The sequence below is a fragment of the Candidatus Eremiobacterota bacterium genome (assembly GCA_031082125.1).
In the GTDB taxonomy this organism is placed as follows: domain Bacteria; phylum Vulcanimicrobiota; class CADAWZ01; order CADAWZ01; family Ess09-12; genus Ess09-12.
The window spans coordinates 41270-57010 of record JAVHLM010000007.1; the positions used below are offsets into that span (position 1 = coordinate 41270).

Here is a 15741-nt window from a genome sequence, read left to right on the forward strand (position 1 = left end):
TACCAGGGAGAGCCTGAGGCTCTCCCTTTTTTTTCAGAAGCCTGCCGCAGTCTCCAGGAAGTCCAGGCAGAGCCTGTTGAAGAGGGGAGCCATCTCTATGTGGAGGAGATGGCTTGCATAGGGGCTTTTGAAGAGATGAAACTCCGCGCGGGGAATAAGGCCTGCCACCTTTTTCCCGTAAGTGGGATGAATAATGACGTCATCCTCTCCTGCGATGACCAGCGCAGGAGCTTTTATTGAAGGGAGCCGCTTCTCGGCGTCATGGGTGGTGACGGCTGCCATGTGTCCGAGAAGGGCAATGTCAGTGGGCTTCCACTGGTTTTCCACAAAGTTCGAATGATAGAAGGCGTCAAGAAACGAGGGCTTCGAGGAGAGGAGCGCCGGGCTGAAGGCAAGAGAGTAGATGAAATCTGAATAGGCTTTGAGGCTCTCCCGGGCTATCAGCACAGAGAGCACCGAGCAGATCTGGCTTATCCGCAAATCGCTCCGTGCCCATGTGACATCGAGGACAAGCGAGGCCACTCTGCCGGGATGCCTTATGGCAAGCTCCTGAGCCACCGCAGAGCCTAGTGACTGCCCGATCACGTGGGCCTTTTCAACCGAGAGCGCATCGAGGAGCGCTTTTATATCCTCAGCCATGAGGCGTGCCGTGTAAGATTCCTTCAGATCGGGCCTGTCAGATTGTCCCGTGCCCCGCATATCGGGCGTGATGACCCTGAAACCTCTGGAAAATTCAGGCACCTGGAGCACCCAGGCGGAATGATCGGCACTTGCCCCGGGGATGAGAAGAAGGGGCTGGCCCTGGCCCTCTTCCTCGTAATAGAGCGAGATGCCTGTCGAGAGGCGGAGGTGAGGCATTGAAGGCTCCTCTCAGGGCCGGAAGAGTGCCTTGTCGCTTTCCTTCCACTGGTCAAAAGGCTGGTTGTTCCAGTGCTCCTGCTGCATCTTCCATGCCCCGTCCTCTTTCAGGAACAGGGCCCTGCCATACTGCTGCGTCATTGCCCCGGGCTTCATCATATCAGGCCCTGTCCCGGAGAGCTCGAGCACGGCCCTGGATCCGGAAATCTTCTGACCGTCAATTTTCAGCGTGGTAGGCATGAATGCTTTCAGCACCGCCACGAGCTGCTGCTCCGAATAGCCCGGTTTTTTCGCCATGGCATCAAATTCCGCCTTTTTTGCCTTCGTGGTGTGAAGGTTCAGCTCCTTGAGGTCGCCTTTTTGAATGGCGTTCTGAATAGCCATGTACACGGCTGAAGGAGTGTCCTGCGCCTTGAGGGGCAGGGCGGATATTACAAGGGCACCGACCAATGTGACGAGAAGCAGAGTGATAGAACGCATGGCATTACCTCCAGTTAAGCGAATAGCTGCTCGTATAATAATTCTCCAGCGGCAGCAATTCCTCCTGGGAAATCAGGAGCAGGCTTTACTGGATGTTGCCCGTTCCCAGGCAGACGAAAAGGCGGTTGGGCCCGTAACAGACTGTTGAGTGCTCTGAGTCGATGCAGTAAAGTATGAATCTGTCGCATGAAGGATTGTAGTAGTAGCCGGCACTATAAGTGTTATGGCCTGCCGTAGGGCAGCGGGGTATGAATTTTATATACCCGGCTTTCCTCAGCTCCTCGAGAGAGGAGGGATAATTACGGTAGTCGGCATGGTAGCGCTCAAGTGAGCCCACAAGGCTCCTGAGATTCTGATCGCAGAGTGCGCAGTCCCCTCCGTCTGCACTCAGCCGGCACACATCTTTTGAGGCAATGCAAAGCATAAGCACCACAAAGAGAATCGTGAGCATTTCAACCGATGAGAAGGCAAAGCGAAGTTCGTCTTTTGTCTCGATGTGTTTCGTACTACTCACTCCCTTCCGAAAGCTCTCTTTTTCTATTGTAGCAGACTTCAGGATACCTTTCCTCGGGCATTCGGCATATTCTTATGAGCCGGAAGAACTATTTTTCAGTACTTCAAAAGGCCCACAGGCTTTGCGGTCCTGGAGGGGGCATTATTTTGTCTCAGAGAGGATTTTTTCCGGAAGAATCAAATTGACACAGAAAGAGCGTGATGGGAGGAGCCTATGGATGACCTGCTTCGTATGTTCGGCGGCGGGCAGAGAGAGCAGCCTCCACAAGAGGATCAGCAGGCGGCGGGAAGGGAGCCCGGGGGAGTCTGGGAATTTGAGATGCCTGTTGGGGGCATTCCCCCCCCCTCTTCTCAGCAGGGCCAGGGAGGGGAGGCTCCCTTTGTCATCCCCGGCGGGGTGCCCCAGGAGGCCCTTGATATCCAGGAATCGACAATCGAAGGGTATTACAAGCATCTGGGCCTGGAGTTCGAGAGGATGGACCAGGGCCTCTGGCTTGCCAAGTACAAGGGCTCGGCCAAGGATTACGACATGTACGTGGAGCTTACCCCTCAGTTTCTCGTGCTGGTGATCCCCGTTATCGAGAGGGTCCGCGACGTGTGCCGCGAGAAATTATGGTATCACCTTCTCAGGCTCAACTACCTGTCAAACCAGGTGCGCTTCGGCCTCAACAAGCGTGACGAGGTGCTCATATCGATTGAGATCCCTGCCCGTTATCTCTCCTTTGATGAGTTCAAGAATGCCTTCTCCTATATTGGAAATCTTGTCGATGACTCCTACCCCGAGCTTATCTACCTGAGCCAGAAGGCCGATGCGCTCTCGAGCTTCATGAAGCCTCCCGAGCCTCCCCCCGGCCTCTCACCGATGGCAGGGCCGCTGCAGTAGCAGGGGTTCTGTATGCAAGGACACCAGAGCTTAAAGCCTGAAATGCCCCATGATCACCCATCTTTCAAGCACTTCATCTTCTGTACATTCAGGCGGGAAGTTGTGAATGACGAGAGGGACGTCCCTGCTGTTTCTGCTGTCGCTTATTATCCCGCAATGATCAGCCACACCGTCGCGGAGCAGTGACCAGAACACGATATCGCCGGGCTTCCAGCCCGCAAGCGCCTTCCCATTGACGCTGACAGGGAGGCTCCTGGCATAGCGCTGGAACCATACGAAAAGGTTGGGGCACCAGCGGTAATCTATGTTCCTGTCACGCCTCGAGGGATAGCGCGAAGGCGAGCGCGCAATGTCCCTGGCAATCTCATCCTGGAGGTCCACGTTCACTTTTTTTAATGCGTAGTAAAGCACATCGGTGCATGCGCCGTGCCCCCGGGGAGGCGGCCCTCCCGCATAATAGCCTGAGTCATAGGCGTACCCGAGGTTTGAGCGCGCGCCTGAAAGCAGTGCCTTCTGCCTGGCGGTAAGCTCCGCTGCCTGAAGGAGTGACAAGGTTATCAACACAAGAATAAGCGCTGGAAGGGCTCTTTTCATTGCCTCATGCTCACTGGGAGATCATGGCGATGAATTCGACAGCGGCGCCAAATCCCCTTTGGAAGACTGCGGGGTGACCCTTGACGCCTGGAAGCGGAAGTTTGAGCTCTTGGAGGGTTTGCCGGGTTTTTCCCCGAATTTCCGTTCTGTGGCACGATGCCTCATAGAAAGAGAGGTGTGGCATGGCAGAGGAGAATAATGAGCCCCGGCATGAGGTAGGGTTCATCAGGGGGATTGACCTTATAAGCGCCACCACCATTGTGGTAGGCTCCATGATAGGCTCGGGGATATTCATAGCCCCATCCCTCATGGCTGGCTATATAGAAAGCCCCGGAATCATTATCCTTCTCTGGGTGATCGGGGGAATATTTACCCTCTGCGGAGCTCTCAGTTACGCCGAACTTGCTGCCTCAATGCCCCATGCCGGCGGGCAGTATGTTTTTCTGAAGGAGGCCTACAGACCACAGCTTGGCTTTTTATATGGCTGGACAGTTTTTCTCGTGATTCAGACAGGCTTTATCGCTGCAGTGGCAGTGGCCTTTGCGAAATATCTGGGCATATTCATCCCCTGCCTTTCTGAGAAAGTGATTCTTTTCAGCATCCCTCTCGGTGCCGGCGCGTTCTCGTTCAACTCGGCGCAGGCCGCGGGAATCATCAGCATCATAGTGCTTACAGTCATTAACTGCTTCGGGGTGAAAACGGGGGCACTGGTCCAGAATGTCTTCACCTTTCTCAAGGTGGGGGCCGTACTGCTTCTTATAATCTTTGGCTTTTCCATGGGGAAGGGGAACACCGCCAACTTCATGCCTCTCTTTGAGCCTGTCATTCCCTCGGCGCTGAAAATGGGCCTCTTTGCCGCCCTGGCCGTGGCTCTTTCCAAGGCCCTTTTTGCCTATGATGCCTGGACCACTGTCACTTTTGCCGCCGAGGAGGTCCATGAGCCCCAGAAAAACCTTCCTCTCTCATTGATTGTAGGGGCCCTCATCGTCACGTTTCTCTATACCGGCGCCACGGCAGTCTATTTCTTCCTGGTGCCCATCAAGGCGGCAGCGGCAGTGCCTGATAACCGGATCGCCGCGGCAGCGGCAGAGGTCATATTCGGCCCTGTCGGTCTCTATCTCATCTCGGCGGCCGTCATCATTTCCACGTTCGGCTGTAACAACGGCCTTATCCTCGGGGGGCCGCGCGTCTATTATGCCATGGCGAAAGACAGGCTTTTTTTCCAGAGCCTGGCGAAGCTCCATCCCCGGTATAGAGCACCTGTGAACGCCCTGATTATCCAGGGGGCCTGGTCATGTGTTCTGACGCTCACGGGGTCATACAGCAACCTGCTTACTTACACAGCCTTCGCCTCGGTGCTTTTCAACGTGCTCACCGTCGTGGGGCTCTTCATACTGAGAAAAAAGAATCCTGATCTCCACAGGCCTTACCTTGTCCATGGATACCCCTTTATCCCGGTGCTCTATATACTTATCGGCGTCGCCTTCCTCTTTTACGTAGTCCAGGGGGCTCCCGGCGATTCCCTCAAGGGACTTGCCATCATACTGGTGGGACTGCCGGTGTACTATTGGTTCAGATCAGTGGGAAGGGGCCCTTCGCCATCCTGAGTCCCCTGGGAGAGGCCAAGAGGAGCGAGAAGCCTTTTCCCGAGCTCTATCTCATTCTGCTCCACGAATTTTCCCCTGTGAAGTGAATAGAGAAAAAGGGCGCTGTAAAGCGCTGAGAGAGCAATCGCCACTCCATCAGTATTTCTTATGTGAGCGGGGATAATGATCCCCGCCATCCCGCAGAAAACCAAGGTTGCCACCACGGGTATATAGAGCTTTTTATTCCTGTAGAAATGGTAATTATAAGCCTTTACTGTCATACATGCCATTATCAGAAACAACGCCAGGTTTGCCGAGAGAGAGGCAATTGCGGCGCCATTGATGCCGAGACGGGGAATAAGGAGGATGTTAAGGACGGCGCTTATGGATGCAGCGCTCCCGAAGGCGAAAAGAACCTTCAAGGTATCCTTGGTGGTATAGAGAATCCTCTGGAACATGCAGGCCACGAGGAAGAGCGAAGTGGCAACGGAGAGGACGGGGAGCACTGCCGAAGCCCTTAAGAACTCCTTTGAGGCGAAAAGGTGCACGACGGGGACTGCCATCAGGTAAAGGATGCCGCTGGCGCACGAGGCCAGGCAGATAATCCATTTGAGAGCCGTCAGGTTGTAGTAAGAGAACTTTTCCATCGCCTTTTCGTTCCAGAGCTTGAGGATCGTGGCGCCGAAGGCAAAATCGAGCGCCGGGTTCACCATGAGGAGGAACGCGGCGATATTGACTGAAGCGGCGTAGATACCTACCTCTGAAGTGGTGAAATAGTGGGCAATGAGGTACTGGTCAAAGCCCTGGATGACCCAGAGGAAAAAGCCCACGGGTATTATGGGAAGCCCCAGCAGGGTGAATTTTACCAGCTTTCTGCCGTCAATGGAGAACTCGAAGCCGATATCCCTGAAAATGAGGCAGAGGAGCACCAGTGAGCCTGCCGTGTAGCAGATAATTGTTGAAAGAACAACTCCCTTGACAGAAAAGCCCATGAACAGCAGCGCAATGGAGATCGCTGCCGCAGAAAGCTCAACCGAGGTGGTGAACACGGCAATTATCCTTGCCTTCTGGAAGGTCTCCGGCATGGTGAGGCTGTATTCTTTCAGTATCATGGCGAATACCAGCGCGGCGATCCAGTACCGGTAGGTATTGAGAGACGGGCTGATGAAGGAGAGGTCGCAGAAGGTGAAAACCATGAGGTTCAGGGCGCTGAATGCCAGGGCGGGAAAGAGCGTCGTGGTGAAATTTCTTCTGATCTCGTCCGGATCGGTCAGGTGTGTCGAGTAAACCCTGAATCCGTATGAGAGCACCACTTTCACAAGGGGATAGAGCACTCCTGCCGTGAGGAGCACCATTGAAAGATCGCCGTACCCTCCCGTGCCAAGTATCCTTGTGAAAAAGAAAAAGGTGATGACGCCTTTTGCCTTTGAGAGAAAGTAGAGAAAGAAACCCACTCCCATTCTCCGGGCCACCTTCTCCCCCGATATCTCAAAGCCTATGAACCTGATGGGCTTCATTGGTTCCTCTGTCCCACGATGCCTATTCCCGGAGCATAGGAGCATATTGCCTTCACTGCCCTGTAGAGAACGGGAGGGAGAAGGTGCTTTAAGACCCTTGCAGAGCCCGCATCCCCCAGGGTGAACTTTGCGACAGTCTTGAGGCCCGCCGCAAAAAAAAGCCTCCCGAATGCCCCTGTGGTGTAAAGGCGCTCATCAGTGATGGGATCGCTCGAATGAGCCGTGGGGATTGTGGCGAGCACAAAGGGAGCGCAGCGCGCCTGCCTGCCGAGCAGCCCGATGGTGGTCTCTCGATCAAAATGCTCGACGACGCCGAAAGAGATGGTCATATCAAACTGGTCATAGTATTCATCAAGCTCAAAGGCCGAACGCACTTCAAACACGGCATCACTGTTGAAATGCGAGCCGATAGTGCGGGCCTCCTCTATAATGGTCTCGTCATTATCAACGCCCACGGCCTTGTAGCCGTATCCCGCAAGAAGAATGGCGCTGAACCCGATGCCGCATCCCACGTCCAGTATACGGGAGCCTGGAGGCACCCTGCGGAAGATCTGCTCATAGGCAGGCCAGCGGAAAGACCAGTGCTCGTAAGCGTTCTGCAGAAGCGCTTTACGACCTGTGTGCTCCAGAAAATAGTTTCGCCAGCGGTTATCAGGAGAATTCATTGCCCTGTCTTTCACTTCTGAAAAGGCTGCCGCTACATCGAGGGATACTCGGCAAGAGCTTCTATGAGATGGTTTTTTACCGCTTCAGGATCAAGAAACTCAAGGATTATGGCCAGGGAGTGCTCATCTCCAGGATGGGCGTCATCACCGGAATCATCCTTCTGGTAGAGTACCTGCACTCTTGTGACGCAGGGAGTGAGGGCCTTTGCAAGGCTGAAGGTAATCTCGAAGGGCCTGTTTTCAGGGAGCTCCCTGTGGCTCGTGAGCTCCATTCTGAGAGGGCTTATGGTTTTTATGTAGGCATAGAGGGTGTCGTTGGGCTCCCTGAGCCCTGTCGTGAGGTGTATTGTCGAGTTAATGTGAAATGATGCCCTTTCAAAATATGGCGTGGCCCATTCCATCAGCTTTGCTATGTCCTGCAATGACTCCGCCGCCATGGTGAATTCAAGTCCATAGGTATAATTGCTGATACCCAGCTCCTTTTTCCACTGCACCTTTGCAGGGATGAGCACAGGGGTATCGAGATGGAGCTTCAGATGGATCACTTTACGGGAAGGAAGCGGGATGTCGGTAGAGATGCGGATCCCCTTTTCACTCACATCATTGATATAGACATAGTGCATTCTGGGCACACCCGGCTCCCCTATGGAGATTTCCGCCAGGGTCATTTTTTTCACAATGAGAGTCTTGCGCGGGAATATTCTTCGCTCACTGCCAGAGGCTTTTTTCATGGAGACTCCTTGAATGGAATGGATGGAAAACCCTGGGCGCCGGTGCTACCACATCTTTTATAGTAATTTCCCGGAGGAGGTGAAATTCCTGCATCAGGCTGATGCGGGAACATCAATGAGACTCCCGGTGCCCCGGGGAGGAAGTTCTTCCCGGAGAAAGGAAAAACCGCCATTGATGTGAAACTTTTATCAGGCGGAGGAGAAAAGCGATGCCTCTTGACAAGCTGGGACAGATATGGCTCAAGGATGTGCTGGGAAAGATGGGGATCTACCAGGATCTTTCCAGAGATGAACGCGAGGAGCTTTTTTCCAAGGCACAGATGATTACCTTTGAGAATGGTGAGTATATCATCAGGGAAGGAACTTTCGGCGATGAGTTCTTTATCCTGGCGAAAGGCACGGTATCGGCGGTGAAGAAGGGTGCCGATGGCCGGGAGATCACCGTGGGAGAGATAGAGAGCGGTGATTATTTCGGCGAAACAGCCCTTATTTCTGATTCAGTGAGGAGCTCCTCCATCGTGGCGCGGGGAGAGGTGAAGGTTTTTTCCATCGGCAGGATGGATTTCTTCGATGTGCTGATGCGCAATGAGCACGTCAGGGAAAAAATAGAAGACAAGAGCAGGATGAGAAATAAAGCCACGCAGTCCAAATACCGCCAGAGCAAGTATCCCGGCTTCGACCTGGCGCAGAAGCTTTTATGCAAGCTCAGGGAGCTCTCCGCCCAGCGGGAGACTCCGCACTACCGCACCAGAATTCTTGAAAACAATGAGCCTTCCTACAAGACCGCGATGCTTGACGAGCACATGCGGGGGAAGGCTCCTGGCAGCAGGGATATCAACACCCTCTGACAGACTGAATGAAACTTGATTTTACTCGAGCTTTCCCCAGTAGATCTCGTTGCCGTTGAAGGTGACGTACGCTTTCCCGAAAGCCGCCAGTCTTAACTGGTTCATGGGCTGGTTCTGCAGCGCCGCAACAGGTTTGATTTTGAAATCATCCTTTTCCGTTGCATAGTAATAGCTCATCCTGTTTGCGCGCACTTCGATGTTGGCGATGACGGCAGTCTTCTGATTTTTGGAGATGAAGAGATACGAATAGAGCTTTTCATCAGGGTTGAGCTTCCATGATTTTCCGGAAGCAGCGTCCTTGAGATACACTTCGGTCTTGTCTTTCTGATGTGCCATGCAGTATACCACCCTGCTGCCGGCTGCCGCCGCCGTCTTGAACTGGGGGGCCTTTTCCAGTTCCTTGAGTGTGCCATTGTCATAGAAAGCCAGAGTCTGCTCCTTGGCGCCCTTCTTTCTGCCGATGACAAAACACTGATTCTTGGAAACCCACTCAATATAGCGGGAATTGTAATATCTTTTTTCGAAAGGCCCTGTATCAAAGGCAGGCTGGAAGACGTCGGCGCCTGTTTTTGCAGGATCAATCATGGCAATGGCGCGCTTGGTGACAAGGTCTTCATTGTTGTAAAAATAGCCCCAGCTCAGGAATTTTTCCTGCAGGTAGTTGAGGATACCCTCGTCGGAGCGGAAGCCGGGAGCGCCCTTCTTGTGGTCAAAGAGCACTGTCACTGTCCTGGAGGGAATGTCCACCTTCAGGAATTTTGCTCCCCTGTTGCCGGTGATGATGCCTGTCCTGCCATCGTCAGAGAGGGCCATTGTCTGGAACTCCGTGAGAGGGAGAAGGACCTCGCTGATTTTCACGTCATCGCGGGTTTCGCCCATAAACTCAAATATCCAGAGCTTGAAGACGAAGCCTTTCTGCTTGAGCTTCAGATCGCTCACTTTTTCATAGCAGGTGACGATTTTCCCATCACCTGAGATGTTCATTATGCCAAACTTGACAAGGTTTATCTTCTTTGAGGAAAGCTTCACCTGGCCGATTCGCACATCTGCCATTGCCGGCATACAGACAATGAGGATGGCGATGAGCGCTGAAAAGGCTGCCTGCTGAAATCTCCGCATAAGGGGATACCTCCTCCTGCAAGATAGGGTAATGGTATTGTTCTCTTCACTTTTTTCGATGAAGGAGGGGTGAAATCCTTTGAGGAAAAAAAGAAGGGCCTTTCGGCCCTTCCTGCACGCGGTGATAGGTGATGCTACTTTGAGCTGACCTTCTTGAGCTCCATTGCGCTCGGCCACCAGTCCCACATCTTGTAAGTCTTGCCGTTGCGCTCGAAGCTGCTCATGAAGTTCTTGGTCTGGAGGCTCAGCGAGGTGATGCCGACATCCTTGACGCTGACGACTTCGCCCTTGTCGGCTATGCCGTTCTGGTTCTTGTCCTGCCACACTGCGAGGCTCTTGAGCTCATCGTTTGAAATCTTGTTGTCGTTGTTCCTGTCATAGAGGGAGAGCTTCTCGTAGCCGTTCTCAAAGCCGCCGTTCGAGCCGAAGAGGCACGAGGCGTCGATTGAGCCGTCAGCCTTGGGAGTCACGAGGAGGCCGTCATTGGGGCCGACCCACTCCATCGCTATCTCGAAGCCGTTGCCGAAGAAGTCCATAAGCACCATGTTGGACCTGTCGAAGGAAGAGTGGGGGAGGTACTCGCCCTTGGAAGCCTCGAGCTTGCCTGAGCCTGTCATGTCAAGGACGATGGGGCTGACGTACTTGTTGCCTGATGTGTCATACACACTGTAGTGCACGCTGTTGGTGGTCATCTGTGATGATGAGCCCAGCTTGTGGGAGCCGCTGTCCTTGTCATAGCTTACGGCGACGGTGGTGTCGTAAGTGTAGGAGTGGGTGCCCGCTGAGTCGTCATTGCCGGTGATGGTTGCCGTTGATTCGTTGCCCCATTCATCATTTCCTGACCATGATGCCGTTCTGCCGGGCACCTGGTTCTGGGCCACCCATGCGAGGTTGGTCCAGTTGCTGCTGGCGTTCCATGAGAAGTTGCCCCAGTTCCACACGAAGCTCTGCGTGGTGGCGAGCTCGGTGCCCACCGAGGGGGCAACACAGTTAAGAGCTGCGGTATAGGGGTTGCCGAGGTCGGCGCTCATCATCTGGAGTATGGCGCTGTTGATAAAGAGACCCGAGCTGTACACATACTGGTAGGTGCCGCTCATTGCGCCTGAGACATTGACTGTCCCCTGGTAGAGGGAGCCGCCGTTGACTGCCGCGTTGTCCACCGTTGCCGCGTTGCCGCTCTGCACCTTGTAGCCTGTCGATGCGAATGCCGTGCCCACTACGAGGCACATAATCACCAGGAATGCCATCATTTTCTTCATTATGTCACATCTCCTTTACATAATTTTTGCTTCTGTATATATTATTTCACATGGCTGTTAACATAGTGTTAACAATTTATTAAGATTTTGTCATAAACTCTATTAAGATTTCGTCACAATCCGATCCGGAGTACCGGGGACAGCCGTCGCGCATGAAAAGGAATTGTGCCTTGCTGCGGTGAATCACTCGGGAAATAACCGGGGTTCTGGTGGAGAGCATGAAAGCCCAAACGGCCTCGTCAAGGCATTCGGATCTTTACAGGAGAAGCAACGAGCTCATAGAGCTCGCGAGAAAGACTTTTTCCATCGATCAGGAAGGGAACAGAGCTCTCCTCAAAGTGCCGAGGGAGATTACCCTTGACAACCTTCCCCTTGTTCTGGACACCTGTCCCATCATCAAGAGAGTCTATATCTACCGCGTGAAGCTCAATTCCATGGAAAAAGGCCCGCCCCTTACCGAGGGCCAGAAGCTGGGCCTCCTCATTGACTCGGCGAAGGGTATAGCCCAGCTTGCCCACCTGCTCATCAACAACGAGGCCGCTCTGAACAAGGTGAGGGAGCAGCAGGGGGTTCTCACGAAAGAGGAGGGGCAGCTTCTTGATGACCTTGTCATCGCCCTTTCACGGATACTCCTCTCTAAGAGCATCATCATCAGGCGAAAGGTCTCCCGCAAGGCATGACCGGCCCGCTCATTCTTTTTTCCTGAAAAGGTCCAGGAAGCGGTCCTCGTATTCCTCAAAGACCCCCCAGGCATCCAGTTCCTTTTTCAGCAGCGAGGGGTCTGTCTTTCCCGATTCAACCTCCCTGAAAAGCCTCTCTATGTGGAAACGGCTCTCACCTGTGACACCAGACCGGTCTACGGAGAGCATGCCGAGCGACCCGAGCTCGGAGAGGTTGCTTTTCAGAGATTGTCCTGTGAAGCTGTATATAAAGAGCATGAGAGAGACATCCCAGAGCTTTCTGTCACCTTTGATGACGGCCGCGAAGGGCTCGTTTTCCCTGTCCAGGTCTTCTCCGAGCTTTCGCGCGACTTCCTCGAGGGGCGTGGTGACTACCTCCATGGACTTGAAGTCGTTGGAATACTGGTACATGATTCCCGGCTCGCAGGGACCGTAGGCTTCGATAAGGTGCCGGGCATAAACGCTGCCGTGCTCGAATCCCTGAAAGATGTTCCTGAGGTAATTCGGCGTGATGATCCTGGGCTTTTCCGCAATCACGTACCCCTCTCTCAGGACAGTGTCGTCAGAGTTGTCAAGAAGCCCCTTGTACACGGGATCGGTGAGGATGTAGTAATGGATTCTCGTGTTTCCGAAAGTGGTGAGCACATTCCTGGGGGAGCGGAGGATCTGGGTGTTCTGTGCCGTGGCAATCAGTTCCATGTGATGTTCTTCCACTCTTTGAGTCCCCTCTCTCACTGCATTCCCTGGAAGCCCCTGTCAAGCCTGGCAAGAAGCTCCAGGAATCCCCCGGTGCTCTTTACGGTATATTCGGCCCTCCAGAGCTTTTTCCCCCTTGCCGCGCGGTAAATCCCGCCCCTCGCGATCCTTACGGTGAGCATCCCCATGGCCTTTGGCGTGACGAAATCCTTGAGGACATTGTCGCCGAGCACGGCGATTGAGCATGGAGGGATCTCCCACTCTTTCAGGATCTTTTCGTATGACCGGGGGTGGGGCTTGAAATATTCTCTGCTCTCATTGATGATGAGGGGGGAAAAAAGACTCCCGATGCCAAGAGCCCCGATCTTCCGCTCCTGCATGGCCCTGTCGCCGTCGGTGATGAGAGCCAGCAGGAAATTCCCGGCGAGATAAGGCAGGCTTTCTCCGGCGTCCTCATAAAGCCGGTAAGAGCCTGAGGGCCTGTGGCGGCGGTAGAGGGAGAGCAGCTGTGAGATGTCCTGCTCAGAGTAAGGCATGGCGTTTTCCTCAAGGACCCTGTTGAAGAGGAGCTTTCTTTCGCCGCGGTCAAAGAGCTCCCGGAGCTCTCCGAGAGCTCTTTCTGCAACCAGGCCGAACCGCCTCTCCATTTCCTCTGCAACGGCCATGAATCCGGAGTAAACAAACTCCTTCTCAGGCGCAAGGGTATCATCCAGGTCCAGGATGATACCCTTGAAGTGCTGAAAAGAGCCCGATACCACTTAGCGGCGCCCGCCCCTGAAGCCACCGAAGCCTCCCCTGAAGCCTCCAAAGCCGCCACTTCTGCCCCAGCCGCCACCGCCCCAGTCCCTGTCGAAGGACTCGGCCCTGTGGAAGCCTCCTCCCCAGTCGCCGCCCCACGAAGAAGCAGCAGCGCGCTGCTCGCCGGCCTGGCGCGACCACTGGTGATCTTCCAGGGAGTTGACGGTGCCGGCGTTCTGGACATTGTTCCATGAGCCCCTGTTGTCAACCTGCTGCCAGCCGCTCCCCGTATTGCGGTACACGCTCCCGTCGCGCTCGGCATAGTAGTTGTTACCTGCCTGCTGGACATGGGTGGTCTGGCCGCCGGGGCCCGTTACCTTCCCCGCTCCCACGGTCTCTTTTGACCCCGAGCCCGCATTGCCGACGTTGACGCGCTCGCCGGATGCCGAAGCGCCGGTCCTGGGGTTGTAGGTGCCGCCGCGGCTGCCGTAAGCATAGTTTCCCGTGTAGACATTCTCGACGCCGGCCCTCTGCCCGGCAGAGATCTGCCCTGTCACTGAATTGTAGGAGTGGCCGACCTTGCTTGCCCAGGCGTTCCCTGTCCACGCGTTGTAGCCTCCCGATGTCCTTGTCACGACGCCCGTATTGCCCCAGCGGGAATATACGTTGCCTGTCGTGGCCGACCAGCTGTTCGGCCCCCAGCGGGGATAATTACCTGCCCATCCGCCATAGCCCCACCCGTAGGGCATGGCTCCCCAGTAAGGAGCCACTCCCCAGCACCAGTCCGCCATAGCGTCGCCGTAGGCCCATCCGAGTCCGAAGCCGATTGCCCAGTTCGTCCAGGGAGTCCACGCGGGATTCGCCGCGTAGCCGTAAGTTACTGGAGCGGGGTACCAGCCGTCGTCGTCGTAGTAGTCCGTGTAATCATAGCCTGTACCGTACACGATGGTATTGTCGGGCGATACCGCGGTTCCCATGTAGCCTGGGGTATATCCCGAGGTCACGGTATCGGGGGTGGAGCCGTACACTTTGACGAAAGTGACATAGTAAAGGGGGGAACTGGGAGGGATGGAGTAAATCACCGCAGGGACTTTGGTGGCGGCGCTCCATGTGCCGGCAAGCGAGGTGGCGGAGAACCAGAGGCCGTTCACGCATGCGTACCAGGTTTTCTCATCGACGCGGATGAGGGGAGTCGCTGAGTTCAGCACATAGGAGAGGGGAGTCCCGGCGATTGTCTGGAGCTTCGGATCGCCGTTTATCTGGGGAGTGAACTTCGCCTGGCTGATGTTCACCGTGGCCGTCTGCGGTATCTGGTTTGATATGAGGGCCTCCTGGGCCTGCGGAGTTCCGGGCACTGAGGCCTTGGCATTCTCCTTGGGGCTCGCGTCGGGTATCTTGGCGAAATCGGCCGGGAGAGCAGACGCGGCAATATACTGCCAGGGGCCCTTGAAATCGGGGGCCCAGAACCAGCGGCCCGTGACCAGCAGATAGGTCCGCTGATCATAAAGGGATTTAAAGACATTGCCGGTGGTGTTCTTGAGATAGAGGAGCATGGTCCCGTCAAGAGGCACCCAGCTGGGAGTGCCGTCGGTCACCACGAGCTCCGTGGGAGTCGTGACTACGTAGATATCGGGTGCAGAAGAGGAAAGGGAGGGCTTTGCCTTTGTCTTGTCGTCAGGCTGGCCTTCCATCAGGTCAACGGTATTCTGTTTCGCCAGGCCCTGGGCGATGGCGTCGGCACCTTGCGGGGTGCTGTCCGACACTGTCCAGGGACCTGAAAGGGCCGGGGCCTCCATGAACCCGTCAAAGAGGTGGAGGTAGAGCTGGCCTGAAGAGTCTTTGAAGACAAGGGCCCTCGAGTTGAGGATTCTCTGAAGGCTGCTCCCCTTTACGGCCGCCCAGATGGGGGTGCCGTCAACAGAGACAAGCACGGCCGGCTTCTGTGAAAAAATTACGGCTGGAGGACTGTTCTGAAGAGGCACGGCGTTGCCTGCCTGCTGCTGCCCCAGTATTGAAAGCGAAGCCTGGAGCTGGTCCAGAGGCATGGTGGCATTGCCGTTCGCAGCGGTGCTCTGGATGTCCTGGCGGTACTGTTCCGCCTTGTCGGGCGCTGAGGGGAACACGGCTTTTGTCACGTTGATATCATGAAAATAGACTGTACGGGACACTTTGTCGGTATAGGTTCCGGCGCTGATCTGAACGACGCCGAAGACAGGCTCCTTTGAGTCCTGGGAGAGGGCCGACACGGCGGCATGGGCCTCGAGGGTGAAGGTGTCCCAGCTGTCTAGCTGGGGCTGGTAAATGGTATAGGTTATGCCGTTTACCACGGCTGTCTTTGGCCATTTGTCAGGAGCGACATCGCTGGAAGAGGGCTGCTGCCCATAAACCGGGGGCACCGCCGCTGCCATAACCGCGAAAATAAGGACAAGAACAAGGGAAATGAAAAACCTGCCTGCCATACATGTCACCTTCCTTCTGAATAAATAGGACTTCCCGGGAGGCCTTCCCATTGATATATTTCTCAAAGGCCACCCTCACAATATTACCGCACTGAGGGCTCTTTTCCTCTCAAAA

General features: G+C 54.9%; 16 protein-coding genes. 4 read left to right on the top strand and 12 right to left on the bottom strand.

Annotated features, from left to right (window positions below):
* Positions 1-33 precede the first annotated feature (33 nt).
* From RDV48_09695 to RDV48_09705, 3 genes are all read right to left on the bottom strand, one after another.
* Positions 34-858: an alpha/beta hydrolase gene (locus RDV48_09695; GenBank protein ID MDQ7823053.1), complete on the bottom strand. Its 825-nt coding sequence runs from the start codon at positions 856-858 to the stop codon at positions 34-36.
* Between the two features lie 12 nt (positions 859-870).
* Complete coding sequence (locus RDV48_09700) at positions 871-1338, bottom strand: hypothetical protein (protein MDQ7823054.1); 468 nt, start codon at positions 1336-1338, stop codon at positions 871-873.
* 85 nt (positions 1339-1423) lie between these two features.
* The gene (locus tag RDV48_09705; GenBank protein MDQ7823055.1) at positions 1424-1852 is read right to left on the bottom strand and encodes a hypothetical protein; all 429 of its coding nucleotides are present in this window, start codon (positions 1850-1852) and stop codon (positions 1424-1426) included.
* A 213-nt stretch (positions 1853-2065) separates the two neighbouring features.
* On the opposite strand from RDV48_09705, the gene RDV48_09710 reads away from it, so the two are divergent.
* Positions 2066-2734, top strand: coding sequence for a hypothetical protein (locus RDV48_09710; protein ID MDQ7823056.1), 669 nt, complete (start codon positions 2066-2068; stop codon positions 2732-2734).
* Positions 2735-2764: 30 nt separating this feature from the next.
* Here RDV48_09710 and RDV48_09715 read toward each other — a convergent pair whose 3' ends face one another.
* Entirely contained in the window at positions 2765-3328 is a 564-nt protein-coding gene (locus RDV48_09715; GenBank protein ID MDQ7823057.1) for a DUF1287 domain-containing protein, read from the bottom strand.
* Between the two features lie 182 nt (positions 3329-3510).
* Here RDV48_09715 and RDV48_09720 point away from each other — a divergent pair, with 182 nt between their 5' ends.
* The gene (locus RDV48_09720) at positions 3511-4935 is read left to right on the top strand and encodes an amino acid permease (GenBank protein MDQ7823058.1); all 1425 of its coding nucleotides are present in this window, start codon (positions 3511-3513) and stop codon (positions 4933-4935) included.
* Here the strand turns inward: RDV48_09720 and RDV48_09725 are convergent.
* Genes RDV48_09725 through RDV48_09735 form a run of 3 tightly spaced genes read right to left on the bottom strand, consistent with a single transcriptional unit; the run spans position 4893 to position 7827 of the window.
* Complete coding sequence (locus tag RDV48_09725) at positions 4893-6431, bottom strand: polysaccharide biosynthesis C-terminal domain-containing protein (GenBank protein ID MDQ7823059.1); 1539 nt, start codon at positions 6429-6431, stop codon at positions 4893-4895. The two genes, RDV48_09720 and RDV48_09725, sit on opposite strands and share 43 nt — an antisense overlap.
* Positions 6428-7096 carry a class I SAM-dependent methyltransferase gene (locus RDV48_09730; protein MDQ7823060.1) on the bottom strand — a complete coding sequence of 223 codons (669 nt, stop codon included), beginning with the start codon at positions 7094-7096 and terminating at the stop codon, positions 6428-6430. Before RDV48_09730 ends, RDV48_09725 begins: the two co-directional genes overlap by 4 nt.
* A gap of 32 nt (positions 7097-7128) precedes the next feature.
* Complete coding sequence (locus tag RDV48_09735; protein MDQ7823061.1) at positions 7129-7827, bottom strand: PilZ domain-containing protein; 699 nt, start codon at positions 7825-7827, stop codon at positions 7129-7131.
* 209 nt (positions 7828-8036) lie between these two features.
* Here RDV48_09735 and RDV48_09740 point away from each other — a divergent pair, with 209 nt between their 5' ends.
* Positions 8037-8675, top strand: coding sequence for a cyclic nucleotide-binding domain-containing protein (locus tag RDV48_09740; protein ID MDQ7823062.1), 639 nt, complete (start codon positions 8037-8039; stop codon positions 8673-8675).
* A 21-nt stretch (positions 8676-8696) separates the two neighbouring features.
* On the opposite strand, the gene RDV48_09745 is transcribed toward RDV48_09740, so the two are convergent.
* Positions 8697-9794: a hypothetical protein gene (locus RDV48_09745; GenBank protein ID MDQ7823063.1), complete on the bottom strand. Its 1098-nt coding sequence runs from the start codon at positions 9792-9794 to the stop codon at positions 8697-8699.
* A 134-nt stretch (positions 9795-9928) separates the two neighbouring features.
* On the bottom strand, positions 9929-11053 hold the full coding sequence (locus tag RDV48_09750) for a hypothetical protein (GenBank protein MDQ7823064.1): 1125 nt from the start codon (positions 11051-11053) through the stop codon (positions 9929-9931).
* A gap of 218 nt (positions 11054-11271) precedes the next feature.
* Between RDV48_09750 and RDV48_09755 the strand changes: the two genes are divergently transcribed.
* On the top strand, positions 11272-11733 hold the full coding sequence (locus RDV48_09755; GenBank protein MDQ7823065.1) for a hypothetical protein: 462 nt from the start codon (positions 11272-11274) through the stop codon (positions 11731-11733).
* 9 nt (positions 11734-11742) lie between these two features.
* Here the strand turns inward: RDV48_09755 and RDV48_09760 are convergent, their stop codons facing one another.
* From RDV48_09760 to RDV48_09770, 3 genes are read right to left on the bottom strand one after another with little or no spacing between them, the layout of a single operon-like run.
* The gene (locus RDV48_09760; GenBank protein ID MDQ7823066.1) at positions 11743-12447 is read right to left on the bottom strand and encodes a hypothetical protein; all 705 of its coding nucleotides are present in this window, start codon (positions 12445-12447) and stop codon (positions 11743-11745) included.
* Between the two features lie 17 nt (positions 12448-12464).
* Positions 12465-13187 carry an HAD family hydrolase gene (locus RDV48_09765; GenBank protein ID MDQ7823067.1) on the bottom strand — a complete coding sequence of 241 codons (723 nt, stop codon included), beginning with the start codon at positions 13185-13187 and terminating at the stop codon, positions 12465-12467.
* On the bottom strand, positions 13188-15626 hold the full coding sequence (locus RDV48_09770; GenBank protein ID MDQ7823068.1) for an autotransporter: 2439 nt from the start codon (positions 15624-15626) through the stop codon (positions 13188-13190).
* Positions 15627-15741 lie beyond the last annotated feature (115 nt).

What these genes read in the sequence shown, in the direction of transcription:
- RDV48_09695 (MDQ7823053.1), bottom strand. Translation starts at nt 858, where the DNA reads ATGCCTCACCTCCGCCTCTCGACAGGCATCTCGCTCTATTACGAGGAA.
- RDV48_09700 (MDQ7823054.1), bottom strand. Translation starts at nt 1,338, where the DNA reads ATGCGTTCTATCACTCTGCTTCTCGTCACATTGGTCGGTGCCCTTGTA.
- RDV48_09710 (MDQ7823056.1), top strand. Translation starts at nt 2,066, where the DNA reads ATGGATGACCTGCTTCGTATGTTCGGCGGCGGGCAGAGAGAGCAGCCT.
- RDV48_09715 (MDQ7823057.1), bottom strand. Translation starts at nt 3,328, where the DNA reads ATGAAAAGAGCCCTTCCAGCGCTTATTCTTGTGTTGATAACCTTGTCA.
- RDV48_09720 (MDQ7823058.1), top strand. Translation starts at nt 3,511, where the DNA reads ATGGCAGAGGAGAATAATGAGCCCCGGCATGAGGTAGGGTTCATCAGG.
- RDV48_09725 (MDQ7823059.1), bottom strand. Translation starts at nt 6,431, where the DNA reads ATGAAGCCCATCAGGTTCATAGGCTTTGAGATATCGGGGGAGAAGGTG.
- RDV48_09730 (MDQ7823060.1), bottom strand. Translation starts at nt 7,096, where the DNA reads ATGAATTCTCCTGATAACCGCTGGCGAAACTATTTTCTGGAGCACACA.
- RDV48_09735 (MDQ7823061.1), bottom strand. Translation starts at nt 7,827, where the DNA reads ATGAAAAAAGCCTCTGGCAGTGAGCGAAGAATATTCCCGCGCAAGACT.
- RDV48_09740 (MDQ7823062.1), top strand. Translation starts at nt 8,037, where the DNA reads ATGCCTCTTGACAAGCTGGGACAGATATGGCTCAAGGATGTGCTGGGA.
- RDV48_09745 (MDQ7823063.1), bottom strand. Translation starts at nt 9,794, where the DNA reads ATGCGGAGATTTCAGCAGGCAGCCTTTTCAGCGCTCATCGCCATCCTC.
- RDV48_09750 (MDQ7823064.1), bottom strand. Translation starts at nt 11,053, where the DNA reads ATGAAGAAAATGATGGCATTCCTGGTGATTATGTGCCTCGTAGTGGGC.
- RDV48_09755 (MDQ7823065.1), top strand. Translation starts at nt 11,272, where the DNA reads ATGAAAGCCCAAACGGCCTCGTCAAGGCATTCGGATCTTTACAGGAGA.
- RDV48_09770 (MDQ7823068.1), bottom strand. Translation starts at nt 15,626, where the DNA reads ATGGCAGGCAGGTTTTTCATTTCCCTTGTTCTTGTCCTTATTTTCGCG.